At 70.3% G+C, this 25,320-nt stretch carries 21 protein-coding genes; 4 read left to right on the forward strand and 17 right to left on the reverse strand.

Going from position 1 to position 25,320, the window contains the following annotated elements:
• Positions 1-268: 268 nt before the first annotated feature.
• The 10 genes from ACZ7M2_RS30665 to ACZ7M2_RS30710 all read right to left on the reverse strand — a co-directional run bounded on the left by ACZ7M2_RS30665 (position 269) and on the right by ACZ7M2_RS30710 (position 12,271).
• Entirely contained in the window at positions 269-811 is a 543-nt protein-coding gene (locus ACZ7M2_RS30665; protein WP_471598045.1) for a hypothetical protein, read from the reverse strand.
• A gap of 115 nt (positions 812-926) precedes the next feature.
• The gene (locus ACZ7M2_RS30670; RefSeq protein WP_471598046.1) at positions 927-2,288 is read right to left on the reverse strand and encodes an aminomethyl transferase family protein; all 1,362 of its coding nucleotides are present in this window, start codon (positions 2,286-2,288) and stop codon (positions 927-929) included.
• Between the two features lie 342 nt (positions 2,289-2,630).
• A complete protein-coding gene (locus ACZ7M2_RS30675) occupies positions 2,631-3,557 on the reverse strand; it encodes a LacI family DNA-binding transcriptional regulator (protein ID WP_471598047.1) in 927 nt (308 codons plus the stop codon).
• A 334-nt stretch (positions 3,558-3,891) separates the two neighbouring features.
• Complete coding sequence (locus ACZ7M2_RS30680; RefSeq protein WP_471598048.1) at positions 3,892-4,935, reverse strand: chorismate-binding protein; 1,044 nt, start codon at positions 4,933-4,935, stop codon at positions 3,892-3,894.
• Positions 4,936-5,064: 129 nt separating this feature from the next.
• Positions 5,065-5,934: a bifunctional 5,10-methylenetetrahydrofolate dehydrogenase/5,10-methenyltetrahydrofolate cyclohydrolase gene (locus ACZ7M2_RS30685; RefSeq protein WP_471598049.1), complete on the reverse strand. Its 870-nt coding sequence runs from the start codon at positions 5,932-5,934 to the stop codon at positions 5,065-5,067.
• Between the two features lie 322 nt (positions 5,935-6,256).
• The gene (gene purU, locus ACZ7M2_RS30690) at positions 6,257-7,162 is read right to left on the reverse strand and encodes a formyltetrahydrofolate deformylase (RefSeq protein ID WP_471598050.1); all 906 of its coding nucleotides are present in this window, start codon (positions 7,160-7,162) and stop codon (positions 6,257-6,259) included.
• Positions 7,159-8,031 (reverse strand): methylenetetrahydrofolate reductase, encoded by an 873-nt coding sequence (locus tag ACZ7M2_RS30695; RefSeq protein WP_471598051.1) that lies wholly within the window; start codon positions 8,029-8,031, stop codon positions 7,159-7,161. The genes purU and ACZ7M2_RS30695 overlap by 4 nt, the downstream gene beginning before the upstream one ends.
• Before the next feature lie 134 nt (positions 8,032-8,165).
• A complete protein-coding gene (locus ACZ7M2_RS30700; RefSeq protein ID WP_471598052.1) occupies positions 8,166-9,509 on the reverse strand; it encodes an aminomethyl transferase family protein in 1,344 nt (447 codons plus the stop codon).
• Between the two features lie 165 nt (positions 9,510-9,674).
• Positions 9,675-10,568 (reverse strand): dihydropteroate synthase, encoded by an 894-nt coding sequence (gene folP / locus ACZ7M2_RS30705; RefSeq protein ID WP_471598053.1) that lies wholly within the window; start codon positions 10,566-10,568, stop codon positions 9,675-9,677.
• Between the two features lie 356 nt (positions 10,569-10,924).
• Positions 10,925-12,271: an aminomethyl transferase family protein gene (locus ACZ7M2_RS30710; protein ID WP_471598054.1), complete on the reverse strand. Its 1,347-nt coding sequence runs from the start codon at positions 12,269-12,271 to the stop codon at positions 10,925-10,927.
• 329 nt (positions 12,272-12,600) lie between these two features.
• Between ACZ7M2_RS30710 and ACZ7M2_RS30715 the strand changes: the two genes are divergently transcribed.
• The 4 genes from ACZ7M2_RS30715 (at position 12,601) to ACZ7M2_RS30730 (ending at position 17,661) form a co-directional block, all read left to right on the forward strand.
• Positions 12,601-13,242 carry a TetR/AcrR family transcriptional regulator gene (locus ACZ7M2_RS30715; RefSeq protein ID WP_471598055.1) on the forward strand — a complete coding sequence of 214 codons (642 nt, stop codon included), beginning with the start codon at positions 12,601-12,603 and terminating at the stop codon, positions 13,240-13,242.
• A gap of 195 nt (positions 13,243-13,437) precedes the next feature.
• Positions 13,438-14,349: a LysR family transcriptional regulator gene (locus ACZ7M2_RS30720; RefSeq protein ID WP_471598056.1), complete on the forward strand. Its 912-nt coding sequence runs from the start codon at positions 13,438-13,440 to the stop codon at positions 14,347-14,349.
• Positions 14,350-14,896: 547 nt separating this feature from the next.
• Positions 14,897-16,069 (forward strand): MBL fold metallo-hydrolase, encoded by a 1,173-nt coding sequence (locus ACZ7M2_RS30725; protein WP_471598057.1) that lies wholly within the window; start codon positions 14,897-14,899, stop codon positions 16,067-16,069.
• Between the two features lie 929 nt (positions 16,070-16,998).
• The gene (locus ACZ7M2_RS30730) at positions 16,999-17,661 is read left to right on the forward strand and encodes a phosphatase PAP2 family protein (RefSeq protein WP_471598058.1); all 663 of its coding nucleotides are present in this window, start codon (positions 16,999-17,001) and stop codon (positions 17,659-17,661) included.
• Positions 17,662-17,668: 7 nt separating this feature from the next.
• Here the strand turns inward: ACZ7M2_RS30730 and ACZ7M2_RS30735 are convergent, their stop codons facing one another.
• Genes ACZ7M2_RS30735 through ACZ7M2_RS30765 form a run of 7 tightly spaced genes read right to left on the reverse strand, consistent with a single transcriptional unit; the run spans position 17,669 to position 25,320 of the window.
• Positions 17,669-18,994, reverse strand: coding sequence for a glutamate-1-semialdehyde 2,1-aminomutase (locus ACZ7M2_RS30735; RefSeq protein WP_471598059.1), 1,326 nt, complete (start codon positions 18,992-18,994; stop codon positions 17,669-17,671).
• Positions 18,995-19,001: 7 nt separating this feature from the next.
• Positions 19,002-19,553 (reverse strand): dTDP-4-dehydrorhamnose 3,5-epimerase, encoded by a 552-nt coding sequence (gene rfbC, locus ACZ7M2_RS30740; RefSeq protein ID WP_352049652.1) that lies wholly within the window; start codon positions 19,551-19,553, stop codon positions 19,002-19,004.
• A complete protein-coding gene (locus ACZ7M2_RS30745) occupies positions 19,550-20,779 on the reverse strand; it encodes a polysaccharide pyruvyl transferase family protein (protein ID WP_471598060.1) in 1,230 nt (409 codons plus the stop codon). The genes rfbC and ACZ7M2_RS30745 overlap by 4 nt, the downstream gene beginning before the upstream one ends.
• Positions 20,776-21,723 (reverse strand): glycosyltransferase family 2 protein, encoded by a 948-nt coding sequence (locus tag ACZ7M2_RS30750; protein WP_471598061.1) that lies wholly within the window; start codon positions 21,721-21,723, stop codon positions 20,776-20,778. Before ACZ7M2_RS30750 ends, ACZ7M2_RS30745 begins: the two co-directional genes overlap by 4 nt.
• Positions 21,720-23,027 (reverse strand): hypothetical protein, encoded by a 1,308-nt coding sequence (locus tag ACZ7M2_RS30755; RefSeq protein ID WP_471598062.1) that lies wholly within the window; start codon positions 23,025-23,027, stop codon positions 21,720-21,722. The genes ACZ7M2_RS30750 and ACZ7M2_RS30755 overlap by 4 nt, the downstream gene beginning before the upstream one ends.
• A complete protein-coding gene (locus ACZ7M2_RS30760; protein ID WP_471598063.1) occupies positions 23,024-24,307 on the reverse strand; it encodes a DUF4910 domain-containing protein in 1,284 nt (427 codons plus the stop codon). Before ACZ7M2_RS30760 ends, ACZ7M2_RS30755 begins: the two co-directional genes overlap by 4 nt.
• The gene (locus ACZ7M2_RS30765; protein ID WP_471598064.1) at positions 24,295-25,320 is read right to left on the reverse strand and encodes an NAD-dependent epimerase/dehydratase family protein; all 1,026 of its coding nucleotides are present in this window, start codon (positions 25,318-25,320) and stop codon (positions 24,295-24,297) included. The genes ACZ7M2_RS30760 and ACZ7M2_RS30765 overlap by 13 nt, the downstream gene beginning before the upstream one ends.

The raw sequence follows: 25,320 nt of genomic DNA on the forward strand, positions 1-25,320 counted from the left end.
CGAGGCGAACCGTGCTGGCGCGCGGCAGGCGCTGTCCGCGGCCGTCAGGGTGACCTGGTAGCCGGTCACGCGCAGGGCGAGGGCGGTCGGTTCGCGGCCCGGCGTACGTGCCGCGGCAGCGCGGGGTCGTGTTCATCGTGCGCCTCGTCGCCTCGCGAGCCGTCGGCAACCGGACCGTGCCAGAGCCTGACACGAGCGGCGCGCGCGACACGGGTTCCTGACGCAGACCGAACCCCACGACAGGAATCCACAGACGCCTCGGGGCCTCCTACGGCTGATCGTCGAAGGTGACGACGACCTTCTCGGCGGCGCCCGGAGTCAGCGTCAGCTCGAAGGCGCGGTCGGCCTCGTCGAATGGGACGCGGTGGCTGATCAGCTTTCCGAACCGCTCGTGGTGCTCGGCGAGTTCGGAGGTGACCTCGAAGATCTCGGTCGGGTAGCCCTGGGAGCCGAGGAGGGTCAGCTCGCCGCGCAGCATGCCGCCGAGGTCGACCTCACCCTTCTCCTGTACGCCGACCATGACCAGCTTGGCGTGCCACTTGGCGTTGGCGATCACGGTGGTGAAGACGGCCGGAGCACCGGCGGCGTCGATGAAGATGTGGGTGCCGGTCTTCACGCGCAACGACTCGGCCGGCGTGTACGGGTCGGGCCACAGCGGGTTCTTCACCTCACCCGACGGCCCGCAGGGCTGGATCGTCCACCACACCAACGGCACGACCACCGGCGGCTGCGGCAACACCCACAGCACCTGGGCGCGGAAGTTCACATGAAACTCCGACGACACCGTCGTCCGCCGGTGGACCTGGCTCAACAAAGACTCCCGGCTCTGGCAGCTCAAGCCCGTGTCCTGACGGCGACGCGGCGACGCGGACCGCGATGATAGACCGCGATGGTGGACCATCCGAGGATGGGCCACCCGCGTCGCCTCACAGCGCGGATACGTCGGTTCGCCGTCGGTCCGGCTTGAAGGGCAGCGCGGTCACCGTCGCCCTGATCTCACGTTGTGCGGTTCCCGGCCTGCCCCACAGCACCACCACATCGGTGCCGGGAGCCGCGTAGGTCTCGTCGATCACACAGAGAGAGATGGTCGACCGCAGGTTCACGCTGAGGGTCCGGCCGGTGGACACGCCCACTCGCTGTCCGCCGACGAGGACCTGGTCGAAGACGGGGCCACGGCCGCGCGGGACCTCCATCGGGTCGGGCAGGTCGCCCTCGCCCAGCGGCGCGGTGAGGATGCCGGCGACGTCTCCGGCGTCCCAGCGCAGACCCAGGAGCGTCCGCCGCGGCTCCCCCTGTGCGGCGTCGGCGGCCAGCGCGTCACGGCCCAGGAAGTCACGGTCGGGGATGCCTTTGCGGAATCCCCAGCCCAGCTCGCCGGGCTTGCGGAAATAGTCCGTGACGCCGTTCTCCGGTACGAAGCTGCCGCCGGGCGTTCCCCGCCTGAACTGCCTCGGCGCGCCGGGCGTGAGGAGGGAGGCGGGGAGATAGTCGAGTCCGTTCGTGGCGATGCCCGCCTCGATGTGCTGGACGGGCTGGGACCTGAGGCCCAGCGGGCTGATACCGAACTGCTCACCGCTCTCGACGGTGGCCGACCAGATCTCGTTGGCGTGTCCGGCGGGACCGTGCAGTTCGTAGCCTAGTTCGCCCGAGATACCCGTCCGCAGGACCCGTACCGGCACTCCGCCGATCCGCGACATCCGACTCCGGCTGAAGGCGATGTCCCGCAGGCTCTCCCCGGTCAGCTTCTCCACGGTGTCCAGGGCCGCCGGGCCCTGGATGCCGAAGATGAACCGCTCGGGGCTGACATCCACGACCTCCGCGTCCCAACTCCCTTGGCTCAGCTGCCACATCAGCCAGTCTCCGCTGCCGGCCGTGTACAGGAACTCCTCCTCGTCCAGTCGGCACAGGATCCCCTCGGACGCCACCCAGCCGTTCTCGTCGAGCTGGACATGATGCTTGATCTGCCCGTACTCGAAGCGGGACAGGTCCCTCATGCCCAGCCAGGCGAGGAAGTCCAGCGCCTCACGCCCCCGGACGACCACCTTGTGCAGGCTCGACCAGTCGCCGACATAGCAGGCACTGACGTGCGCACTGCACTCCTCGATCCAGCTGGTGTATTCGAGAGGCAACAGGGTCTGGGCGAAATGGCCATAGGCGCCCAGGGTGTTGCTCTCGTGCTGGGCCGCCGCGGCCGGGCTGAAGAACGCCGGCCGCTCGGCGACGAAGGGGGCGTCCCTCAGCCGCAGGACCGCTTCGTACGTGCTGCGCTGCGCGTCGGCAATGTCCACGGGGGATTCCTCCGGCTCTCATGGGTTCTTTCGACGTCTCGGGCGACTCAGCCCTGCCCGGTCCGCGGTTCGGCCATGGCGGGTGCGCGGCACGCAACCGCCCGTCGGCGGGGTGCAGGGCGAGGGGGCGGAGCGGTCGAAACCGACCGAATCACAAACCAACCGAATCACGTAGACACTTCCTCGCTCGTCCAGTCACGAAGGAGCTACTAGATCGGTTAAGTAAGACCGTAGCAGACCAGCCTGGCGGCAGCGACGGATACGACGGAGATCATTTCCACGGGGTCGCGGAGCGCACAAGGCGGCCGTGAGCGGTCAGGGCAGCGGCCCCTCCCAGGGCCGTCACGCCGAGGCGCGGACCACGATCCGGCCGGGCACCGGGGCCAGGGCCTCCGGGTCGATGCCGAGGGCGGCTCGGGCTGCGAGCCGTCCGAGGACTTCGGCGTCGATGTGGACGGTGGTGAGCGCGGGCGTGGACAGGGAGCCGTGCTCGGTCTCGTCGAAGCCGATCACGGCCACCTCCTCGGGCACGCGCCGCCCGAGGTCGTGGAGAGCCGTGAGGGTGCGCAGCGCGATGTCGTCGTCGAAGGCGGCCACGGCCGTCACGTCCGGGTGCGCCACCAGGAACCCCTCGACGGCGGCCTCGCCGGCCTCCCGTGGTCGCGGGACGACGAAGCGCTCCAGGGGCGGAAGCCCCAGACGCCGTGCGGCCTCCTGGGCGAATCCGAGCCGGGCCTCGGTCAGCGGGAAGTCGTGGTCCGGCAGGGCCATCGCGATCCGGGTGTGCCCCCGTTCGGCCAGATAGCCGATCTGCAGGGCCGCGTTGGCGGCGAACCCGCTCTCCCAGTCCTCCTCGATGGGCCCGTGTCCCTGCATGTAGACCTCGCCCAGCCGGAGCACCGCTCGCGGCACGATGGCGTCGAGGATCTTCTGCGTGGCCTCGGGCGCCGCGTGTCCGTGCCGGACGAGAAGAACGTGGTCGTGTTCGGCCAACTCCTCGTCCAGGCCCCGCACATAGCTCCGGGAGAAGTTGCCCTCCATGCCCCAGTCGACGTTGAGTACGACGATGCGCGAAGACCCCTCGCGCAGCGCGCGGGCGATCCCGTGCGGGACGTATCCCAGGTCGTGGGCTGCCGCCATGACCCGCTCCCGAGTCGCGACGGAGATCGTCTGCCGTGGGTCGTCGTTCAGTACGAAGCTCACCGTCGCCCGCGACACACCGGACGCCTTGGCCACATCGCTCAACGTCACCCGGCCCGAACGACTCATGCCGACACACTCCCTCTCCCTCGGACCGGGCGCGCCAGCCACCGAACGGTGTCACCAGAAGTGCTGTCACACCTCTAGAACGATTAAGTGCTGAGGGCCAGCCTACGCGACTAGATCGTTCCAGTAGTCCGCAGCCACACTCCGCGTACTCCACCCCTGTCACCGGATCCATTCCGCACCTGCCTTTGACGCGGGCTCGTCGGCGTGCAGCATGCGCGAGTACACGGGCCGGCGCCGGGAGCAGGCCGCCTGGCGCTCGGGCGTGGCCTTCATGGATCTCTCCCCTCACATGTCGGACACCTTCGTCGAGGGAACCGAGGCGATCCGCCTGCCCTCACCCCGCCGCCCCCGCGAAGTCCGGATGTCCCTCCGACGCTATGGCCAGCAGCCGACGGGCTTTCAGTTCGGTTTCCCGCCACTCCCGCTCCGGCTCCGAGCCCCAGGTGATGCCGGCTCCCGTGCCGAATTTCAGGAGCCCTTCGGCGCGGTCGATCCAGAAAGTGCGGATGGCGACGGCCAGTTCACCGCGCACACGGTCGGCGTCGACCCAGCCGACTCCTCCGCAGTAGGGTCCCCGGGCCGCTGTCTCCAGTGCTGCGATGATCCGCAAGGCGCTCTCCTTGGGAGCACCCGTGACGGAGCCCGGCGGGAACATCGCCGCCAGCACCTCGGGCCAGCCCACCCCGTCGCACAGTCGCCCCCGCACCGTGGACACGAGGTGGACGAGTCCCGGATGCTTCTCCACGGCGCACAGGTCGGGCACGGTCACAGAACCGGGGACACAGACGCGGCCGAGGTCGTTGCGGACCAGATCGACGATCATCACGTTCTCCGCGTGGTCCTTCTCCAGAAGGTCCGCCTCGGTGCGGCCGGTTCCCTTGATCGGACCCGAGACGACGTCCCTGCCGTCGCGACGCAGGAAGAGCTCCGGGGAGGCGGAGGCCACCTCCACGCCGTGGCGCGGAAGGCGGATGACACCGGCGTACGGCGCCGGATTGTGCCGTGCCAGCAGTCCGGCGAGCGCCCCGACGTCGGCGCCCCGGGCGACGGGAGCGGACAGGACCCGGCACAGGTTCGCCTCGTAGATCTCACCGGCCGCGATGTGCTCGCGGATGCGTGTCACTCCCTTCGTGTACGCGGTGCGGTCGAGCGAGGTGGACCATGCGTCGGTACGCGCTCCGTACCACGGTGACCTCGGGACTTCGCGGTCCTCGATCCGCTGTACGTCGCGGAAGCGGGCGCACGTCAGGCGGCCCTCGAAGTCGGCCGCCACGGCCCAGAAGCCCTCGGAGTCCAGCGCCGACGGATCGCTGGTGACGTCCATGAGACCGGTGGCGAGATGCCCGCCGAGCAGAGCCATGGGAGGGAGCTGGTCCATTCCGCGCCTCCTGTGTGGTGCGGTGCCGCGCTCCGGGCGGGTTCTCGGCTCGCCGGGGGACGCGGGATCGTTGAAGTCCGGTGCGGAACGGCCCTCTTGAGGTGCGAGCCGAACCACTCTGCGCGGTCCCTACGCTGCGACGGCCTCGCGTTCGGCACCCCATTCGGCGGCACGCAGGGTGTTGACCAGGAGCATGGCGATGGTCATGGGGCCTACTCCGCCGGGGACGGGGGTGATGCGGTCGGCGATGCCGTCGAGTTCGGCGGAGCGGACGTCGCCGGTCAGGCCGGAGGGCGTGCGATGGATGCCGACATCGATGACGACGGCGCCGGGGCTGACGTGTTCGGGGCCGATGAGCCCGCGGACGCCGGTGGCGACCACGACGATGTCAGCGGGCCGGGTGACGGCCGCGAGGTCGGTGGTGTGTTCGTGCGCGACCGACACGGTTGCCCCACGCCGGAGCAGCAGCTGGGTCAGGGGCCGTCCGACCAGTTCGCCCCAGCCGACCACGGCACATCGGGCGCCCTTGAGCGCGATGCCCTCGGCGTCGAGGAGTTCGATGACACCGCTGGGTGTGCAGGGGCGAAGTCCGCGTTCCCCGCGGGCGAGGAGGCCGGCGCTGGCGGTGGTGAGGCCGTCGACGTCCTTGGTGACGGGGACGCGGTCGATCAGCGCGGCCGCGTCCAGCTGCCGGGGCAGCGGGAGCTGGAGCAGGATGCCGGAGACCTCCGGGTCGGCGGCGAACTCGTCGATGATCGCGGCCACTTCGTCCTGGGTGGCGCGCGAGGGCAGGTGGCGGTGGAAGTCACGCATGCCCGCTTCCCTGATGGCGCGTCGTTTGGCGGCGACGTACACGGCGCTGGCCGGATCGTCGCCGACGAGGATGGTCGCGAGGCCGGGGATGGTCCCCGATCTCGTGGCAGCGGTGGCGGCGACCTCTGCCGCGACCTGTGAACGGATCCGCTGGGCGATCCTGGTGCCGTCGATCGTGGTGGTCATGGTGGCGAACCGCTTTCTTGTCGTGAGGAACGATTCACCCGGCTGAAAGGAGTGTGCTGCGTACGGTCGGCATGACCGCGGCCGTACGGCGCCGTGACCGATCCGGCCGCCACGTGGAGCACGCGCGTGGCGCCTCTTCGGCGGCCGGCTCGGTCGGATGGGAGTGGCGCACGACAAGCCCGCCTGTCCCTGCACCGGGCGGCTTCCCTGTCGAGCGAAGCCGAAAGGAATCGGTGGGAATTCGGTGGGATGGAGAGTGGGATGGGAAGCCGGAGGGAAAGCGGCATCGGGAGTCGGTGCGAGTCGCCAGGACGATTCGCCGTCAGGGAAAGACGATGGTGTGGTTGCCGTTGCGGATGACACGGTCCTCGGCGTGCCAGAGCACGGCGCGGGAGAGCACCGCGCGTTCCACGTCGGCACCGCGGCGGGTCAGGTCGGTGGCGGAGTGGGCGTGGGTGACGCGGACGACGTCCTGCTCGATGATCGGTCCCTCGTCCAGATCCTGGGTGACGTAGTGGGCGGTGGCGCCCACCAGCTTCACGCCCCGCTCCTTCGCCTTGGCGTACGGGCCTGCGCCGATGAAGGCCGGCAGGAACGAGTGGTGGATGTTGATGATCGGAACGCCGACGTTCTCGATGAAGTCGCCGGACAGGATCTGCATGTAGCGGGCGAGGACGACGAAGTCGACGTTGCCCTGGAGCAGTCGGAGGTGTTCCGCCTCGGCGGCGGACTTGTCCGGCCCCTGGCAGGGGACGTGGAAGAACGGGATGCCGAAGCCGCGCACCTCCTCCGCCACATCCGGGTGATTGGAGATCACCATCGCGACGGTGACGGGCAGTTGGCCCTGTCGGTGTCGCCACAAAAGGTCGAGCAGGCAGTGGTCGGACTTGGACGCGAAGATCGCGACCCGCTTGGGTACCGACAGGTCGCGCAGAGTGTGGCTCAGCCCGAAGCCCTCCACGAGGTGCTGGTCGAGGTCGGCCCGCAAGGCGGGCAGCGCGGCCTGGAGACCGTCCAGGCCGAACACGGTGCGCTGGAAGAAGGCGCCGCCCTGCGGGTTGTCGGAGTACTGGTCGAGGGAGACGATGTTCGCGCCATGGCCGCTGAGGACTGACGTCACGGCCGCGACGATCCCCGTGGCGTCGGCGCCCTGCACGATGAGCGACGCCTGTGGGGCCGACGACTTGCCCGTGGCGGCGCGGGCCGGGGCGGCTTGGGTGAGGGTCATGCCAGGCTTTCCTTCCGGAAGCGGGCGGCCCAGTCGGAGGTGGCCTTGAGCCCGCCGAACGTATAGAAGTGGATCTTCAAGTCGCCGTGGCGGGCGGGGTCGTGGGCCGCGGCGAGGTCCCGCAGGAAGCGGTCCGGTCCCGCCGTACCCATGAGGTTGGTTATGGAGAACCCGTATTTCCTGACCACGGAGGCGCTGGTGCCGACCCCGAAGCGGGCGGCGTACGACATGAGCCGGCGCACTCCGGCGGGTCCGGGCACGCCGATCCTGATCGGAACCCCGATGCCGCGGCCACGGACCTCTTCCACCCAGGCGAGCACCGGGTCGACGTCGAACCCGAACTGCGTGATGACGCCGCCCTCCAGGGGCTGGGCGGTGAGGGCCGCGTGCTTGTCCTGCAGGGCCGACCAGAGAGCGGTGCCGTCGATCGCGGGGTGGCCCTCCGGGTATCCGGTGATGCCGACGTGCCGTACTCCGTACTCCTGCAACAGTCCCGTGTCGATCAGGGACAGGGAGTCCGCGTAGGGACCCTCGGGGGATGCGGGGTCTCCGCCGACGAGGAACACGTTGTCGGACGTGCCGTCGGCGTGCAGGCCGGCCAGGAACCGCTCGAAGTCGGCGCGGGACCCCAGGCGGCGGGCGGATATGTGCGGCACCGGCACGAAGCCGAGGCGTTTGACCGCGCGGGCGGCGGCCAGACGCATCTCCAGGTCCTCGTTGCCGAGGAAGGTGACGTTGATCCGGGTGCCCTGGGGAATGGAGTCTCGGGCCTCCTCGAGTTTGGGGACGTCCTTCCCCGTCATCTCCAGGGAGAAGTCCTCAAGAAGTGCGGTGCCGACCGCTGTTCGTGCCGTGCTGGTGGGATTCATCGTCTTTCGTCTCGCTTTCTCGCCTGCGGGGGCCGGGTCCGCGGGCGGGCCCGGCCGCGGCATCGCCGCAGGTCCCATGGACCTGACGTCACGTCAAACGGCGGACCCGGGCGGTGCCGTGCAGTGGGCGTATGTCAGCGGTCGTGTCGGTAGAGGGTGCGCGCGTGCTGGTTGAACGGCGCGGGCTGGACGGTGGCACGGATACGGGGGAATCCGAGGTCGGCCTCGGGGTCGGTACCGGAACCGGGGTGCTCGCCCCAGACCACCGTCACCTCGGTGCCCGGTGCGGCGTACTCGGAGTCGATCAGCGTCAGGGCCAGGACACTGCCCACCGGGTCGATGGACGCGCTCTGCATCGTCACGCCGACCAGACCGGCGGCGGTCTCCACCCGGTGGCGGGCGTACGAGAGCACGAAGCCGGGGTCCTGGCCCTCTCCGATGACCGTGCGCACGTCCTCGGAGTCGAGGACGAGGGTGACCTTGGTACGCAGCGGCCCGTCCTTGGCCTTCTCCAGGGCGTCCCGGCCCACGAAGTCATGGCCGAAGTGGATCAGCTTTCCGTAGCCGAGCTCGTACGGGGAGACGTAGTAGTCCTCGATGTTCTCGGAGAAGTAGCTGCCGTTCAGGGGCCGCTTGCCCTCGATGCCGAACAGGGGCAGGTATGCGCGGTAGTCCGCCAGCTCGGGGTCGCTGTAGATGCCGGGCACCGGCGAGGGGATCCAGCCGCTCTCCACGCTCGGCGTGGCGTAGGCCAGGGCGCCCACCTGGATGAGGCCGAGCGGCTCGCCGACCTTCAGGAACGTCTCGTGCACGTAGGCGGCGTGCTCCCAGTCGCCGATGAACTCGAAGCCCGCCTGGCCGGCCATGCCGTGCCGCAGGGCGCGGAAGGGGCGCCCGTCCAGGGTGACCGCGGTGGAGTGGAAGAACTTGGTCTCCGGCAGCGGCCCGCCGAATGCACGCTCGACGAGTTCGGCGGCCAGCGGGCCCTGGATCTGATAGCGGAACAGCTTCGGGTCACCGCCGCCGGGGCGGAAGGCGGAGGAGGCGTCGGTGACGAAGCCGACGTCGTAGCCACCCTTCTCCGCGTGGTACTGCACCCAGTGCTGCGCTGCGGGGATACCGCTGAGCAGGTACTTGTCCTCGCCCTCGCGGGCGAGGATCCCGTCGGTGACGATGTTTCCGTCACGGGTGACCGGCACGTACTGCTTGGCCTGGCCGATCGCGAACTTCTCGAAGTTGTTGGCGCCGTGGTCGGCCAGCACCCGGGTGGCGTCGGGGCCTTCGATCCACATGTCGTACATGTGGTGGGAGAGGTTGAGCAGGGCCACGCCTTCGTGCCACGCGGCCTGCTCCTGACGCCAGCCCGAGTACTCGCGCTCGACGACCTCGGGGGTCCACGGCTCGGCGCCCGGTTGCCACAGCAGCTTGACCGGCGATCCGGCCTTGTCGATGCCGTCCTGAAGGGAAGGGGTTGCCATAACGGCTCCTTGTCGTCGCTGTCCGTCCCGGAAGAGCTAAATCGATCTAGTTCGCGGCAGAGATGGACCAACACGCAGCATGAGCTGACGCATGAGGAAACTAAAACGATCTAGCGAAAGCTAGCAAAGCAGTCCTGCCCGAGCGAGGCCCTGGTCGCGCAATCTTTATGTGCGGTCACAGCACTCGACATAGGCGGCTGCCATGCGCACCGCGTCGAGACTCGCGCGCACGTCGTGCACACGAACACAGAACGCGCCCCCGACGGCGGCGAGCGCCGAGACCGCGGCCGTCGCCACGTCACGCTCCCCCGGCGGCACCTCGCCGGCGCCCCCATCGGCGAGGGCCGCACCGATGAACCGTTTCCTCGACGCGCCGACCATGAGGGGGAAACCCAGCTCCCGCAGTTTTCCCAGACCGGCCAGGAGCGTCCAGTCATGCTCAGGGCGCTTGGAGAAGCCGAGTCCCGGGTCGAGGGCGATCCGGGCGGGATCGACCCCTCCTTCCGTCAACCGCCAGAGACGAGTGCCGAGTTCGGCCATGACGTCGGACACGACGTCGTCGTATTGCGCGCGACGGTCCATCTCGCGACTGGGCGCACGCCAGTGCATGGCGACGTACGGAACACCGGCTGCGGCGACGGTCCGCGTCATGGCTGGGTCACCCAGGCCGCCGCTGACGTCGTTGACCATGCACGCACCCGCCTCGACCGCGGCGCGGGCCACGGGTGCGTGCATGGTGTCGACGCTCACCTGCACCCCGGCCCGGGCGAGTTCGCGCACCACCGGAATGGTCCTGGCCAGTTCCTCGTCGAGGCACACGGGCCGCGCTCCCGGCCGGGTGGACTCACCGCCCACGTCCACGATGTCCGCCCCCTGGGCGGCAAGCTCCAGTCCACGGTCGATCGCCTGGCGTGTGTCCGCGTACAGGCCGCCGTCGGAGAAGGAGTCGGGCGTCACGTTCAGGATGCCCATCACCAGGCAGCGGCCCGGCCGCGGAAGCCCTTCCAGTGCCGCGGGGGTTCTCGACCGCTCCGGGGCGGTGCCTTCCATGGTTGGCATCAATGGCAACCTCCTTGATCCCGCGTCCCTTTGGGAAAAGGAATGCTAAATCGATTGGGCGAGATGTTAGCAGGCGATCGCTAAATCGTTCTAGTTCCAGGTGATCACCCTTGGCGGAGAACGGGACCGGGGCCGCATGCCGGGCGGGCGGATGCGTACAGCGGGCCTGGGCCCTCAGCCGGGTACCTGATCCGGCGCAACCGAGACGCCGGCGCCGCGGTCGAGCCGACGCGCCGCCGTCCGTCTGGAGGGACGCTTCCGCGCACTTCCGCGTGACGCTGGTGACGCGGGTGACGGCCGCGGGTCCCCGGTCCCCGGGCGCGAGTCCCGGGGACCTCGTGCCATGGCCGGTACCGTCAGCGCTTGTCGCTCGAGAAGGGCCTGCGGGAGATGGTGGCGCGGATGGTGGTCTGGGCGTGACGCTCGACCGTCGGGTTGGCGGAGCCGCCGTCAGGTTCGCCCCACACCAGATCGACCTCACGTCCGTAGCCCATCTCGTCCGCGTCGATCATGCAGACGGAGATCCAGCCACGGACGTTGGAGGAGTAGCTGCACAGGGTCGACACCCCGATGAGCCGGCCGTCGCTCTCGACGCGGTCGAACTGTGAGGCCGAGTAGAACGCGGCCGGCGTCTCGATGTACTTGAAGCGCCGGTCGTCCTGCTCGTACATGCTGGCGTAGATCCGGGCGACGTCGTCGCGGTGCCAGGACAGCCACACCTTCTTGCGGTGCTTGCGCCCACGCATCGCTTCCAGGGCCTCTCGGCCGATGAAGTCGTGGTCGAACTTGAGGATGTGGCCGTAGCCGAGGTCGTACGGGGTGACGTAGTAGTCGTCCACCCGGTCCGGGGTGAAGCTGCCGCCGGTCGACAGGTTCGCCTCGAAGGTGCGTGCGCCCAGCCACTCGCGGTACCGCTTCATGCTCTCGCCCGAGTAGACGGCGGGCACGGTGGAGGCGATCCAGCCCGACTCCGTGGCCACCGAGGCGTAGGCGCGGGCGCCCACCTGACGTATCCCGTACGGCTCCCCCGCCGCGAGGAGTGTGTCGCGGATGCCGTCGACGTCGGCGTAGGGGCCGAAGAACTCCAGGCCGGGGAAGCCCGACATGCGGTGGTTGAGGGCGGTGACCTCGTACTTGCCGATCTGGAACCGGCCCATGCTGAAGAAGGGGATGTCCGGCATCGGGCCGCCGTTGACCTCCTCGAAGATGCGCGCCGCGTGGGGGCCTTGCAGCTGGAGGCGGTAGAACTCGCGGCCGTTCGGGTTCTGCGCGGTGCGCTCGTCCCGGCGGAGGGTGACGTCGTAGCCGCCGGTCTCGGCGTGGAACTGGACCCAGTTGAGGGCCGGCGGGCGTCCGACGAGGCGGACCAGGTTGTCGGCGAGGCAGAACAGGATGCAGTCCCCGATCATGCGGCCGTCGTGGTTGACCGCGATGAACTGCTTGGCCTGCATCGGGCCGAAGCCCTCGAAGCTGTTCGCGCCGAGATCCGAGAGCAGGCGGTAGCAGTCGGGGCCTTCCACCGTGACGTCGGTCATGTGGTGGGAGAGGTCCATCAGCGCGGCGCTCGTACGCCAGCTCTCCTGCTCGTCACGCCAGTTGGTGAACTCGGCGCGGATCGGGAAGGGGTACGCCCCCGACCGCCCGCCGCGCAGCAGCGCCAGCGGGCCGCCGGCCTGGCGGATCTGATCCTCGAGATGTGCCATTGCTTCCTCCATGTAGTGCCAACGCGGCTGCGGGCGCTTCGACAGCGGGTGGGAAGGGGGGGTGTCGCCGGGCACCCTGGCCGGTGTTCGGGCAGGGACGCCGGAGCAGCGGCGCGACCCCGTGGATGTCCGTTCGGCCAACGTCTTCGTCTGGACGTGCTCATGCGGCACGGGCCGGACACACCCCGACCAGCAGCGGTACTGTACCGTACAGTACCGTTCCGTCGCATGGATGCACAAGAGACGTTGCGCGGGCAATGGACGTGAGACGGCGAGGCACATGCCCACCCGCCCAGAGAGCGACTTATACGATGTCGACCGTGCAGAGGATGAGGGCGGCAGACCGGCGGAAGCTGATCCTGCGCGCGGCAAGCGAACTGTTCATCGCCCGGGGTTACTCAGGCGTCACCATGGAGGACGTGCTGACGGAGGTCGGCGGCTCGAAGGCGACGCTGTACCGCCACTTCACCGACAAGGCCGAACTGTTCCAGGCCGCGGTGGAGACCCTGTGCGACGAATGGTCGAAGCCGGTGCACTCCTTCACCCCTCCCGACGCCGATCTCGCGACCACGCTCACGGCCTTGGGCGGACACTTCGCCAACCTGGTCCTCACCCCCCAGGCCATCGCCCTGCACCGCCTGGTCACAGCCGAAGCCGAACGCATGCCGGAAGTGGGCCGCGCCTTCTTCGAACACGGCCCCGCCGCCGGCCAGGCCGTTCTCGCCAAGTACCTGCGCCAGGCGCGCGACGCCGGCGAGATCGACGTCACCAACCCCGCACGCGCCGCGGCCCAGCTCTACCAGGCGATGCTGGGCGACGCCCAGATGCGGCTGCTGACGAACTCGCCGCACAGGCCCGACGACGAGGAGGTCCGGGAGAGCATCTCCGTCGCGGTCCGGGTGTTCCTCCACGGCACGGCCACGCGGCCCGCCATGGCCGACTCGATGGCCACGGACGGCGACGCGACGTAACCCGGAAGCGCCGGTCGCCGGCTGCCAGTCGCGGGTCGCGGGTCGCCTGGGATATTTCCTCACTCTCGCGTGAAGCGGCAGCACTCTGTTAGCGTCGAACTAGAACGTTCTAGTTAAGAAGGTGCTCCAGCACCTCCCCACCCATGTCCAACACGGTCGGAGGGACGCCCGAGCCGTGGCCGCTGGAGGACTTCCATGGACCGCTTGCTTCTGATGCGCTGCTTCGTCACCGTCGCGCAGCTCGGCAGTTTCAGTGGAGCCGCTCGAGCACTGGGCTCGTCCGGCTCCCTCGTCTCACGCCACGTAGCGGAACTGGAGCGACAGATCGGTGTCCGCCTCGTCAACCGCACGTCCCGTTCCGTCAGCCTGACCGAACCGGGCCTGCGCTACTCCGAGTTCGCCGCCCGCATCCTCGCCGAGGTCGACGCCGAGGAGGCCCTCCTCGGGCACCTGCACGACCTGGCGGAGGGCTCCCTCAATGTCATCTGCCCGAAGTGGATCGGGAGTCTGGACGTCGGGGACGCCATCGCCTCCTTCGCCGCCGCGCACCCGAAGATCGCCGTGCGGTTCGAGCTGGGCGGGCTGTCGGAGCGCACATACGACTTCCTGGACAGCGGATTCGACGTGGCCCTGCACACCCGTGACCTGCGGGATTCCCGGGTGCATCTCAAGAAGATCACGTCCCTCCCCTTCACGCTGTGCGCGTCGGAGGAGTACGTCGAACGACACGGCGCCCTCGACCACCCCCGCGATCTGGCCGACCACGACTGCCTTGTGCATGTGAACGAGCCCGTGTGGCGGCTCGGGCACGGCCCCACCTCCAGCCTGCACAAGATCCGTAACGTGGCCTTCTCCTCGAACTCGTACATCGCCCTGCAGAAGGCCGCCGTCCAGGGCCGCGGCGTCGCCTTGCTCCCGCAGCGGTCGGCGTACGAGGACCTGGTCTCCGGAGCGCTCCAAGTCCAACTCCCCCAGGTTCCCGTCCCCGACCGCCCGCTGTACGCGATCTACGGTCCCGGTCGGACCGTGCCGCGCAAGGTCGTCATCCTGCTCGAATTCCTCTCGCGCTGGTTCAAGGAGAATCCCATTCCCGTGATCGGGACGTGAGGCGTACTGCGTGCGGTCGTCGACCTGGGCGTGCGGCACATCACGTTCGTGCCCTGCGTCCCGCTGCGCGGATGCCCCCTGGCCCGGCTGTTGCGGCGCTCGCCGACCATCGCTCGACCATCGCGCTGATTGCCGGCACCTCGCTCCACGCCATGGCCAGGTGACGCGGTGCGCCGACGCCAACGCCGACGGGGACGAACGCCTGGCTCATCGACGAACTGCGCTGCGGAGCCGACGAGTTCATGCGCGAAGGCCACCCCGGGGCCTCTGGGACGGGTGCCCGCCTGGTCTCTCGGCCTGCTTCGACGAGGACCGCTCCACTCATGCGGCACCGCAGACGTCCTCGGCACATGCTCAAGGTGACGGATCGGAAGCTTAGGTTGCGTGACGTGCTCTCCCCTTCCGTGCGCGGCGGCAGGCAGCATTCCGCCAAGTGATCGCGGGCGCAGTACGCGGCGCGAGGACGAAGCGTGGGTCGGGCCCCGCCGTGTCCCGCGCCCTGCCCGCCCTCCTCACATCCGGCGCACCGTAGAGGAGCCGCCCCATCATGTGCCGAGCCGTAGAGAACGAACAGCAGATCCACCAGGAGCTGGGGGCGATCTCGCCGCAGGGAGAGGCGCAGCACACCTCCCGCAGAGCGGTACTGGGTGCCGTGGCGGCCTCGGCCGTCGCCGCCACACCGTTGCTCTCAGCGGCGCCGGCCGCGGCCGCGACACCTGCGAGCGGCTCCGACGGGGCCTTGTCGCTCGTCCTGCTCGGAACCAATTCCGGGCCGCCGCCGCTGGCGGGCCGATACGGGATCTCCTCCGCCCTGGTCGTGAACGGCAGGACGTACGTCGTCGACTGTGGTCGCGGTGCGGTGACGCAGTACCTGCGCGCAGGACTGTCGATGCCCTCGCTGGCCGGCATCTTCCTGACCCACCTGCACGCCGACCACATCGTCGACTACTACGCGTTCCCCCTGCTGTCGGCCGGGGCATCCGGTGCCCAGGGGTTCCGGACACCGGTGCCCGTCTACGGCCCCGGCCCCGCCGGCATCCCCTCCACCGTGGCCGGTGCCCCGGGCCCCCTGCCCGGCACTGTCGCGATGACCAAGCTGGCCGGGCAGGCGTACGCAGCCGCCCCCACCTTCTTCATGACCGAACACATAGGCATCGACCCTGCCACCCTGCTGGACGTCCACGACGTGCTGCCGCCGGCTGCAGCCGGCGCCTCCGCGACGAACACCGCACCCGCCATGCGGCCCTTCACCGTGATGGAGAACGACGACGTCAAGGTCAGCGCCGTCCTCGTCCCGCACGGCGCGGTGTTCCCCGCCTACGCCTACCGCTTCGACACCGACCACGGCAGCGTCGTCTTCTCCGGCGACACGACCCTCTCCCCCAACATCATCACCCTGGCCCGGGACGCGGACGTACTCGTACACGAGGCCGTCTACCCCGCCGGACTGGCCGGCCTGGGCCTGCCGCAGTCCCTCATCGACCACATCCTGGCCACTCACACCGACGTGGCCGAACTCGGCCGGATCGCCGCCGAGGCCGGTGCCGGTGCACTGATCGCCACGCACCTCGGCCCGGGGGACCCGGCCGCCGTCCCCGACGCGACATGGCGCCGCCTGCTGCGTGAGAGCGCACACCGGTCCGACTACGGCGGCCGTATGGCCCTCGGGACGGACCTGCTACGCGTCCCGGTGCGGCGCGGCAGGACCCGCCGGGGATAGGAGCGCCGGCGCGCGACCAGAACCAGTTGAGGTCGCCCGGCTGGGAGTACGGCATCCCGCTCGACTACGTCAAAGAGCTGGCGGCGTACTCCCGGGGCAAAGCGCTGCACCTGACGCCAACATCAGACGGCCGCGCGGCCAGGATCCGGACCAGGCACGGGCCGCACCCGGACGCGCACGGCGAAGGCCAACCCTATTCCTGGCCGAATTCCTGGCCAACGGGGTGACATCGCTGCACCATCAGCGCACCAAGAACCTGCCGGTGTCGTACTCGGCGCGGAAGCTCGGGTTCTCCGATGTGGCTGACGCGCTCCCACTCCTGCATGGATTGCTCGATGAGCACGGGCGAACTGCGGCGGGATGGGAACGGGCGCTTGCCGGTTCAGCTTCTCGTGGGCAAGAAACACCAAAGCGGCCTTCAAGATCTTGTCGGCCCGCTTCAACTCCGCTATTTCCTTGCGGATTGTTGGTTAGGGTGACAAGCGGAGACGGATCCCAATGCCCCTGACCAGGGCGATGGCCAGGCCGGCGAGTTCGGGGCTGCACAGGCCGACGACTCCTGCGGAGTCGTACAGACCAAGAACGGGTGTCCGCGGGGCAGTTATGGTCGCTGGAGGGTGAGTCGGACATGACGGGGGGCTCGAGTTGGATCGCCTGGCAGTTCTTACGGGGCTCGACCGCGGCCACGTAGGGGCTTGCGGCGCGGTCGAGTTCGGCGATGAAGGGCGGGCTTTCGCCGCGGCCGTGGAAGCAGCCGGCGATCAGTGCCCGAAACGCGATGCCCTTGGCGCGGGCCCGGGCGTTCCCGGACTTCCGGGCATCGGGGTCGTCCTGGAACAACGCCCCGACGTCGTGGGACGCGGTCACCGGCTCCGCCACGGTCAGCGTCAGCAGGTCACTATCGCAGGTCGACCGGACGCGGTGGGCGTGTGACCGGCCGGCCGGCGCCCGCGGTGCTGCCCCGGTCGCTGCGCGCGTGGCTCGGGTCGATCGCGGTCCTCGCCGCGCTGGTGGTGGGCATGCTCGGGGTGCTGTACGCCGGTCACAGCGAGCCCGGCAGGGTGGACAGGTGGATCGTCGAGCCGACGGCGGACAGTGTGCGGGGGCCTTGGAGGCGGGTCGCTCTGGCCCTGGACTTCTTGGGGGAGCCCGCCGGATCGGCGATGCTGGTCGTGGCCGTCGTCGCGGGCTGCCTGCTGCTTCGGCGCCCTCGCGCGGCGGTGCTCTTCGTTGCCGGCGCCGCCGTGGCCGTGGGGACGGCGACGCTGCTCAAGCATCTGGTGGGACGCACCATCCACGGCGCCGGCAACCTGTCCTATCCGAGCGGGCACACCGCCTTCTTCACCGCGCTCGCCCTCATCGCGGCGCTGCTCGCGACCGGCCGGCTCGGCCTGGGCAGGACGGCCGGCACGTCACTCGTCCTCGCCGCGGCGCTCGTGGCCGGCGCCGCGATGGGATGGGCGCAGGTCGCCCTGGGCGCGCACTATCCGACCGACGTCCTCGGCGGCTGGTGCACCGCGCTGGCGGTGATTCCGGCGACGGCGTGGCTGGTCGATCGGACGGCCGACGCCCGTCGGCACGAGCGTCGCTGACGTCACGTCACGCCAAGCGGCGGAATACGGGCTTCACGGGTCGTCCGCCCACCCAGGGGGTGGGGTCAGCGGCGTCCAGTGCCTTCCGGTACACCGCACAGGCCTGGGCCACCACGTCGACGGTGTGATCGATGTCGGCGTCGCTGAGCGCGCTGCTCACCACGAACGACGGGGCCAGCACTCCGCCCGCGAGGAGCCGGCGCAGGAACAGGGTGCGGTACTGCTGCGACGGCTGCCCGTTCTCGTCGAGGGTGGCGAAGACCAGGTTGCTGGCCCGGCCCCGGACGACGATGTGGTCGCCGACGCCCATGCCGGCCGCAGCGTCGCGGACACCGGCGGCCAACCGCTCCCCGAGGGCGTGCAGCCGCGCGGTGACGCCCTCCTCGGCGTAGATGGTCTGCACGGCCATCGCGGCGGCCAGCGAGTGCGTTTCCGCACCGTGCGTGGTGGACAGCAGGAACACCCGGTCGCCGGAGTGACGCAGCCCGCCCCGCTCCATCAGATCGCGGCGCCCGGCCAGCGCGGAGACGGCGAATCCGTTGCCCAGCGCCTTGCCGAACGTGGAGAGGTCGGGGACGACGCCGTACAGGCCCTGGGCGCCCGCCTCCGACCAGCGGAAGCCGGTGATCATCTCATCGAAGATCAGTACGCAGCCGTGCCGGTCGGCCAGCTCGCGCAGGCCGGCGAGGTACCCGGGCGGCGGCTCGGTGTGGGTGGCGGGTTCGAGGATCAGACAGGCGACCTCGTCCTGGTACCGGGTGAGCAGCTCCTCCGTGGCGGCCAGGTCCCCGTAAGGGAACGCCACGGTGAGCTCGTTGGTCGCCGCCGGAATGCCGGCGGACATCGGCGTGGTGCCGATGAACCAGTCGTCGACGGAGAAGAACGGATGGTCGGCGCAGATGGCTACCCTCGCGCGCCCGGTGGCGGCGCGGGCGAGGCGTACCGCGGCGGTGGTGGCGTCGGAGCCGTTCTTCGCGAACTTCACCATCTCGGCGGTCGGCACCGTGGCCAGGAAACGTTCCGCGGCCTCGACTTCGACGATGGACGGTCGTACGAAGTTGCTGCCGCGGTCGATTTCCCGCCGGACCGCCTCGGTCACGCGTGGGTGGGCGTGGCCGAGGCTGACCGACCGCAGGCCGGAGCCGTACTCGATGTAGCGGTTGCCGTCGACGTCCCACACGTGGGCACCGCTGCCGTGGCTGATGACGGGGGCCAGGCCCTTGGGGTACTGGTCGTCGCCCTTGGCGTAGGTGTGCGCGCCCCCGGGGATCAGGGCGTGCAGTCGCTCGTTCGCCGTCCGCGAGAGGGGCAGGCGGAGCTCTTCGGTGTCCACGCGGACCTCAACTTTCTTTGTGCTTCAGGACCTCGGCGAGGCTTGGCGCCTCCCGGTCCCGTTGGGACATCATTGCGACCGGCAGCGGCCAGTCAATGGCGAGCTCCGGGTCGTCGAAGGCGATCGTCACGTCCTCGGACGGGTCGTGCGGGCGGTCGATCCGGTACGAGGTGTCGGCGGTCTCGGTCAGCGCCTGGAAGCCGTGCGCGCACCCCGCCGGGATGTACAGGGTCTTCTGCGTCTCACCGGACAGCTCGAAAGAGGCCACGTTGCGGTAGGTCGGCGAGTCCGGGCGCAGGTCCACGACGACGTCGAAGATCTCCCCGTACGAGCACCGCACCAGCTTGGCCTCGCCCGCGCCGGAGCGCAGGTGCAGGCCGCGCAGCACGCCCCGGACCGAGCGGGACACGCTGTCCTGGACGAAGGCGTGCGGGTCGAGGCCCACCGAGCGGACCACGTCGACGTCGAAGGTGCGGCAGAAGAAGCCGCGTTCGTCGGCGTACGGCGTCGGCTCGAACAGGTACGCGCCGGCGATCTCCGGGACTTCGGTCGCTTTCATGGAGCCTTCCGCGGGGCGTGGTCGTGGTCGTTCGCCGGGAACAGGGTCGTGGTCAAGTCGGCGAACTGTTGGGCGAGTTGCTGTGCGGCGACCCGGTTCCGGTCGGTGAGGGTCTGTCGTAGCTCCGCCGCGTGCTTCTCCAGGTCCCGGAACTGTTCGAGCAGCCGGTCGGCGTCGACCTCGCGTGCCGGGTGGCAGTACGCGCCGAGGCCCATCCGGTCCATGAGCGCGTCGCTCTTCGCCGCGTAGCAGAGGGCGAGCACGGGCGTTCCGGTCTTCAGCGCGCAGATCAGGTTGTGGTAGCGGACGGCCACCACGGTGTCGGCGGCCGCCATCTCGTTCATCAGGTCGGCCAGTGAGTCCGGTTCGGCCGCGGTGACCAGCGGTGAGTCGACCGCGTCGAGGATCGCGGCGACCACCGACAGGTCGCACTGGTCGCCGGTGAGCAGCCGGACCGGCCTGCCCTCCTCGACGAGCGTGCGGACGAACCGGATCGTCCCGTCGAGGTAGCGCTGGTATATCTCCTCGGCCCGGGCGCGGTCGTCGTTGCCGCCGTGGAAGTCCATGACGCCGAGGCAGACGGGACCCGGCGCGCCTGTGGGCGTACTCGCCCGTGGTGTCGGCAGGGAGAACGCGAGGTCGGGGTAGACCTCGTCGCGCGCGGTGTCCACGCCCATCGCCCGCATCGCGTCACGGGACTGGGCGTCCCGGTACGAGCGGTACGAGGCCAGCCGTGCCGACCAGCGCACCAGGGCCCGGGTCGGGCGGTTGCGGATCTCGGCGGCGCCGACGCTGACCAGCGCGACCCTGGTGCCCAGCAGCCGGCCGCTCGCGCAGAGCAGGAACAGCGAGTACGGGAAGCCCCACGGCCGCAGCGGCAGCGTGGCCTCCAGGACGCCCATGCCGGGCACGATCACCACGTCGTGCCGGCGTACCCAGGCGGCGGTGCGGAAGACGTCGACGAGCTTGCCGAGTCCCTTGGACGCGATCGCGCCCGCACGGGACGCGGTCCGGTACTCCGCGCGGTTCCAGTGCAGCCGCGTCGCGGGGATCCCGAACTTGGCCGTCACCGCCTCGGGTCCGCCGCACAGCGCGTCCACGAACGCGTCCGGGTGATCGGCGCGGAGGTAGCCGAGCACGGCTTCCAGCGATCCGTCGTTGCCGAGGTTGCCGGAGCCGAGCAGGCCGAACACCCCGACGCGCACCGGAGTTTCAGCTGACGTCATCCCTGCCTCCCCTCACGGCCGGCGACGAGGGCGTCGACGGAGACGGTCAGCTTGGCCGGGTCGACCGGGGCGCGGTCCTCGACCCGCTCGCCGGCGCCCGGCCGCACCCGGCTGGTCATCCATGCGGCCAGGTGGCGGTAGCACGCGCGCCGGTCGGCCGGGGACAGCGGGGCCCGCCGGACCGCCGAGGTGAAGCCCCAGACGTACTCGGCGAGCAGCCGGGGTGTCGGGTGCAGCAGGCCCGCCCGGCGCGGGTCCAGGTTGACGCACCGGGAGCGCTTCGAGGGGTTCGCCCGCTCGGCGCGGGTGGGGTGGTCGCGGCGGAAGTACAGGAGTTCCGGCACCTGGTGGAAGCGCCCGTGCAGGGCGATCTCGGCGACGAAGGTGCGGTCCGCGTGGTGGTAGCTGTCCATCGGCTTCACCCGGCGCAGCGCGTCGGCCCGGATCACCCCGTAGAAGTCGTCGCCGCCGGGCTCGAAGAGCATGCTGCGGAAGCGCTCCGGCGCGTGCGGTGAGTCGGTCGCAAGGGTGTACTCGTAGGGGACCTTCACCTGGCCGTCGCCGTCGATGACCGCCTGGTCGGCGTGGGCGAGGATCACGTCCGGCCGCTCGTCCAGCGCCTCGATGCAGCGGCGCAGCAGATCGCGGGCGTAGAGGTCGTCGTGCGAGGCCCACTTGAACAGTTCGCCGCGGCACTCGGCGAACACCCGGTTGTGGTTCGGGGTGGCGCCGACGTTCCGGGGCAGCCGGAGGTACCGGATGCGCGCGTCCTGCGCGGCGTACTTGCGGCAGATGTCCTCGGTCCCGTCGGTGGAGGCGTTGTCGGAGATGACCAGCTCGAAGTCCTCGTAGGTCTGGCCGAGCAGGGCGTCGAGCGATTCCGCCAGGTACTCCTCGCCGTTGTACACGGGCAGGCCGATGGTCAGCCTGGGTTGGGAGGTCATGAGGTCCTCACTTCGGGGATGGGGTTGTGGCGGTGCTCGCGCAGGGCGGATCGCAGTTGCAGCCACCACACGGCCGAGCCGCTGAGGGTCGCGGCGGCGACGCCCCAGGCGGAGCCGGCCGTGCCGCCGACGGCCGCGCCGCCGAGCCCGCCGCCGACGTAGCAGGCGGAGGCGAACAACTGGCAGCGCAGGCTGCGCCGGGCCGCGCCGAGCGCGCGCAGGCCGGCCGCCGCGCCGGTGCCGAGGCCCGCTCCCGCGACGCTGAGGGTGATCTGCACGATGAGGTGCGAGGAGGAGTGCCAGACGTCGCCGAGCGCCAGTTCGCCGAGCCGGCCCGGCATCAGCAGCAGCGCCGAGCCCCAGAGCAGCGCTCCGGCGGCCTGCCCGCCGCCGAGGAGGAGGCAGAACCTGCCCAGTTGGTGCGGGGCCTGCCGCAGCACCCGTGCCGCCTCGGGGACGGTGACCAGCGAAAGCCCCATGAGTACGGCGAGGAACGGGCCGAGCAGGAGCTCGGCGCCCCGCACCGCGCCCACCGCGCCGACCCCGACGATCACGCCGAGCCCGTATGCCCGCACCTGGCTGGCGCCGCTGAGGCTGACGTTCTCGACCAGGTACCGGTAGCCGAGGTCGCGCTGTTCGCGCAGCCACCCGCGCGCCTCGGCCATCCGGGGCCGGATGCCGGACTGGAAGTAGCCGTAGCCGGCGGCCACCGTGGCGGACGCGCCCCAGGCGAGCACGAAGGCGGCCACGGTGCCCACGTGGGCCGCCACCACCATGGCCGGGACGAGCGCGACGCCCCACACGACGTCGTTGACGAATGCCTTCCGCCCGGCGCCGGCGGCGAAGAACGAGAACCGCCAGGCGTCCTGGAGCAGCAGCCCCGGCAACATGAGACCCAGGGCCGCGAAGGCGGGCCCCACCCGGCCGCCGAGACCGAGCCCGGCCACCAGACACACCACGCCGAGCGCCGAGCCGACGCCGAGGGCGGTACCCGCTGACCGTGCCACCGCCCCGCGCCAGGACGCCTCCGGCACGCCGCTGAAGCGCACCACGAGCGGGTCGGTGGCCAGGCCCCGGGAGACGTTGAGCACCACGCCGTAGGTCACCCAGGCAAGGCTGAACACGCCGAACGCGGTGACCCCCAGCGAGCGGGCCACGTAGATGCCCACCGCGAAGTTGCTGATGCTGGAGGCCGCCTGGTCGGCCAGTCCCCAGGACAGCCGGCCGACCAGGGCCCGCTTGGCGGACCGGGCCGGTGGCGCCGCTGTCTGGGAACTCTCCCCCTCGACGGGCATGGACGTCATGTCTTGATCAGCCCTGCCTCGTGCAGGGCGTCGGCCGCGTCGGCGACGGCGCTGAACGGCAGCCCGGACCGCTCGGCGACGTCCAGCAGACTGTGCTCGCCGTCGGAGAGGTTGAGCACCCAGAGCATGGCCATCTGGGCCTGCTTGGTGTCACTGCGCCCACCGAGCGCGTCGTACAACCCGCGTCGGCCCAGCTGTGGTTCGCCGTACGGGCTGAGGTTGACGTACTGCCGGTTGCGGTCCAGGACGGCGAACGCCTCGCGGCAGACGGCGAGGGTGTCCGCCATCGCCTCTGGGGAGACGAAGTCCGGGTTGTCCGCCGAGGTGTGGTACTCGGGGTAGCCCGCGTACGGGGTACGGGTGAGCGAGCCCACGCCGAGATTGAACCCGGGCGAGCAGTACTGCCGCTCGTCGTAGCCGTACGGAGTGAACTCGTTGACCTGGTGCGGGCGTTCGGAGGTGGCCAGGACGTGCCGCAGCACCCGGTCGATCTCGGCGTCGCCGCGTCGGCTCTGCTTGTACGTCAACGAGCCCGGGTCGCCGGCGCAGGCCAGCACCAACCCGTGCTTGACCCGCTCCACCCGTTCCGCGTTGCGGGCCAGCCAGGTGATCGCCCCGATGGTGCCGGGCGCGAAGATGAACCGGTAGGTGTAGTACGGCGTTTCCTCGGCCAGCGCCTTGGCCAGGTACGTCGCCACCGCGACGCCGGCCATGTTGTCGTTGGCCAGCGACGGGTGGCAGACGTGGCAGGAGACGATCACCTCGTCGGCGACCTGCCCGGGCACCACGTGCTCGGCGTAGGTGAGATGGCCATCGGCGAGGGTGGAGTCGATGCGCACCTCGTACTCGCCGTCCGGCATGGCGTCCAGGGTGTCCTGGGCCAGGCAGAAGCCCCACTCCGGCTTGTAGTAGCTGGTGCGGTACGGCACCCAGGACGGCTGGTCCGGCAGGGTGTGCAGGTGTCCGCGCAGCTCGGACAGGGGCATCGTCGCCGACACCGGGACGCTGTAGCCGAGCACGTGCAGGCTGGACGCGGCGAGGTCGACGACCCGGTTGCCGGAGGCGTCGGCGACGTACGCGTCCCGGATGTTCCACTCCTGCGGCACCGTCCAGTCGAGCACCTGAGTCCCGGTCGGCACCTCGTGCACCTGCAGCGGGATGTACTCGCCGACGATGTCCAAGGTGGCGCGGACGCCGTCGCCGGTGATGCTCCGGCACAGCGGGTACAGCCGCTCCACCAGCGCGTGCATCTCTTCGCCGTGCATGGTCACCGGCGCCACCGCAGGGTGTCGTCGACGGTGCCGGCCTCGGACGCCGCGCGCAGCACGGCGAGGCGGGTGAAGCGCTGCTCGAAGTCCTCCCGGGTCAGCCCGTGTTTCCGGTAGGCGTCGGCGAGGTCGAGCGCGCCCTGCTTCACCGTCCACTCGCAGTCGAAGCCGGGGATCGCCGTACGGAACCGGGAGAAGTCGACCCGGTACGACCGCGGATCGGCACCGTTCTCCCCGGTGATCACCACCTTCGCGCCGGACACCGCCTCGGCGACCTGCTCGGCGATCTCGGCGACCGTGACGTTGTTGGTCTCGCTGCCGATGTTGAACGCCCGGTCGTGCACCGCTTCCCGTGGCGCGGTCAGCGCGGCAGTGAAGGCCCGTGCGATGTCGACGGCGTGCACCAGCGGGCGCCACGGGGTGCCGTCGGAGAGCACCAGCACCTCGCCGGACAGCAGCGCGTGGCCCACCAGGTTGTTCAGCACGATGTCGGCACGCAGCCGGGGCGAGTAGCCGAAGGCGGTGGCGTTGCGCATGAACACCGGGGTGAAGTCGTTGTCGGCCAGCGCGTGCAGGTCGTCCTCCACCCGCACCTTGGACTCCGCGTACGGCGTCACGGGGCGCAGCGGGGCGTCTTCGGCCACCAGGTCGTCGCCGCCGGAGGCGCCGTAGACCGAGCACGTCGACGCGTAGAGGAAGCGCCGCACTCCGGCGTCGCGGGCCAACTGGGCAAGCCGTACGGACGCGTGGTGGTTGATGTCGTAGGTGAGTTCCGGTGCCAGCGATCCCAGCGGGTCGTTGGAGAGCGCGGCCATGTGGATCACGGCGTCGACGTCTGCCACGTGTTCGGCCGTGACGTCGCGCAGGTCAACCCGGTGGCCCGGCGGGTCCGCGGGCGTCGGACCAAGGACACAGTCGGCGAACAGGCCTGCGTCGAGGCCGACGACCTCGTGTCCGGCGGCGGCGAGGACCGGGGCCATGACGGTTCCCAGGTATCCCTGGTGTCCGGTCAGCAGTACGCGCAT

This window comes from Streptomyces sp. NPDC111507 (assembly GCF_055638955.1).

What these genes read in the sequence shown, in the direction of transcription:
- ACZ7M2_RS30715 (WP_471598055.1), top strand. Translation starts at nt 12,601, where the DNA reads ATGAGGGCGGCAGACCGGCGGAAGCTGATCCTGCGCGCGGCAAGCGAA.
- ACZ7M2_RS30695 (WP_471598051.1), bottom strand. Translation starts at nt 8,031, where the DNA reads ATGAATCCCACCAGCACGGCACGAACAGCGGTCGGCACCGCACTTCTT.
- ACZ7M2_RS30750 (WP_471598061.1), bottom strand. Translation starts at nt 21,723, where the DNA reads ATGACCTCCCAACCCAGGCTGACCATCGGCCTGCCCGTGTACAACGGC.
- ACZ7M2_RS30710 (WP_471598054.1), bottom strand. Translation starts at nt 12,271, where the DNA reads ATGGCACATCTCGAGGATCAGATCCGCCAGGCCGGCGGCCCGCTGGCG.
- ACZ7M2_RS30720 (WP_471598056.1), top strand. Translation starts at nt 13,438, where the DNA reads ATGGACCGCTTGCTTCTGATGCGCTGCTTCGTCACCGTCGCGCAGCTC.
- ACZ7M2_RS30725 (WP_471598057.1), top strand. Translation starts at nt 14,897, where the DNA reads ATGTGCCGAGCCGTAGAGAACGAACAGCAGATCCACCAGGAGCTGGGG.
- rfbC (WP_352049652.1), bottom strand. Translation starts at nt 19,553, where the DNA reads ATGAAAGCGACCGAAGTCCCGGAGATCGCCGGCGCGTACCTGTTCGAG.
- ACZ7M2_RS30675 (WP_471598047.1), bottom strand. Translation starts at nt 3,557, where the DNA reads ATGAGTCGTTCGGGCCGGGTGACGTTGAGCGATGTGGCCAAGGCGTCC.
- folP (WP_471598053.1), bottom strand. Translation starts at nt 10,568, where the DNA reads ATGCCAACCATGGAAGGCACCGCCCCGGAGCGGTCGAGAACCCCCGCG.
- ACZ7M2_RS30680 (WP_471598048.1), bottom strand. Translation starts at nt 4,935, where the DNA reads ATGGACCAGCTCCCTCCCATGGCTCTGCTCGGCGGGCATCTCGCCACC.
- ACZ7M2_RS30700 (WP_471598052.1), bottom strand. Translation starts at nt 9,509, where the DNA reads ATGGCAACCCCTTCCCTTCAGGACGGCATCGACAAGGCCGGATCGCCG.
- ACZ7M2_RS30755 (WP_471598062.1), bottom strand. Translation starts at nt 23,027, where the DNA reads ATGACGTCCATGCCCGTCGAGGGGGAGAGTTCCCAGACAGCGGCGCCA.
- ACZ7M2_RS30765 (WP_471598064.1), bottom strand. Translation starts at nt 25,320, where the DNA reads ATGCGCGTACTGCTGACCGGACACCAGGGATACCTGGGAACCGTCATG.
- purU (WP_471598050.1), bottom strand. Translation starts at nt 7,162, where the DNA reads ATGACCCTCACCCAAGCCGCCCCGGCCCGCGCCGCCACGGGCAAGTCG.
- ACZ7M2_RS30745 (WP_471598060.1), bottom strand. Translation starts at nt 20,779, where the DNA reads ATGACGTCAGCTGAAACTCCGGTGCGCGTCGGGGTGTTCGGCCTGCTC.
- ACZ7M2_RS30685 (WP_471598049.1), bottom strand. Translation starts at nt 5,934, where the DNA reads ATGACCACCACGATCGACGGCACCAGGATCGCCCAGCGGATCCGTTCA.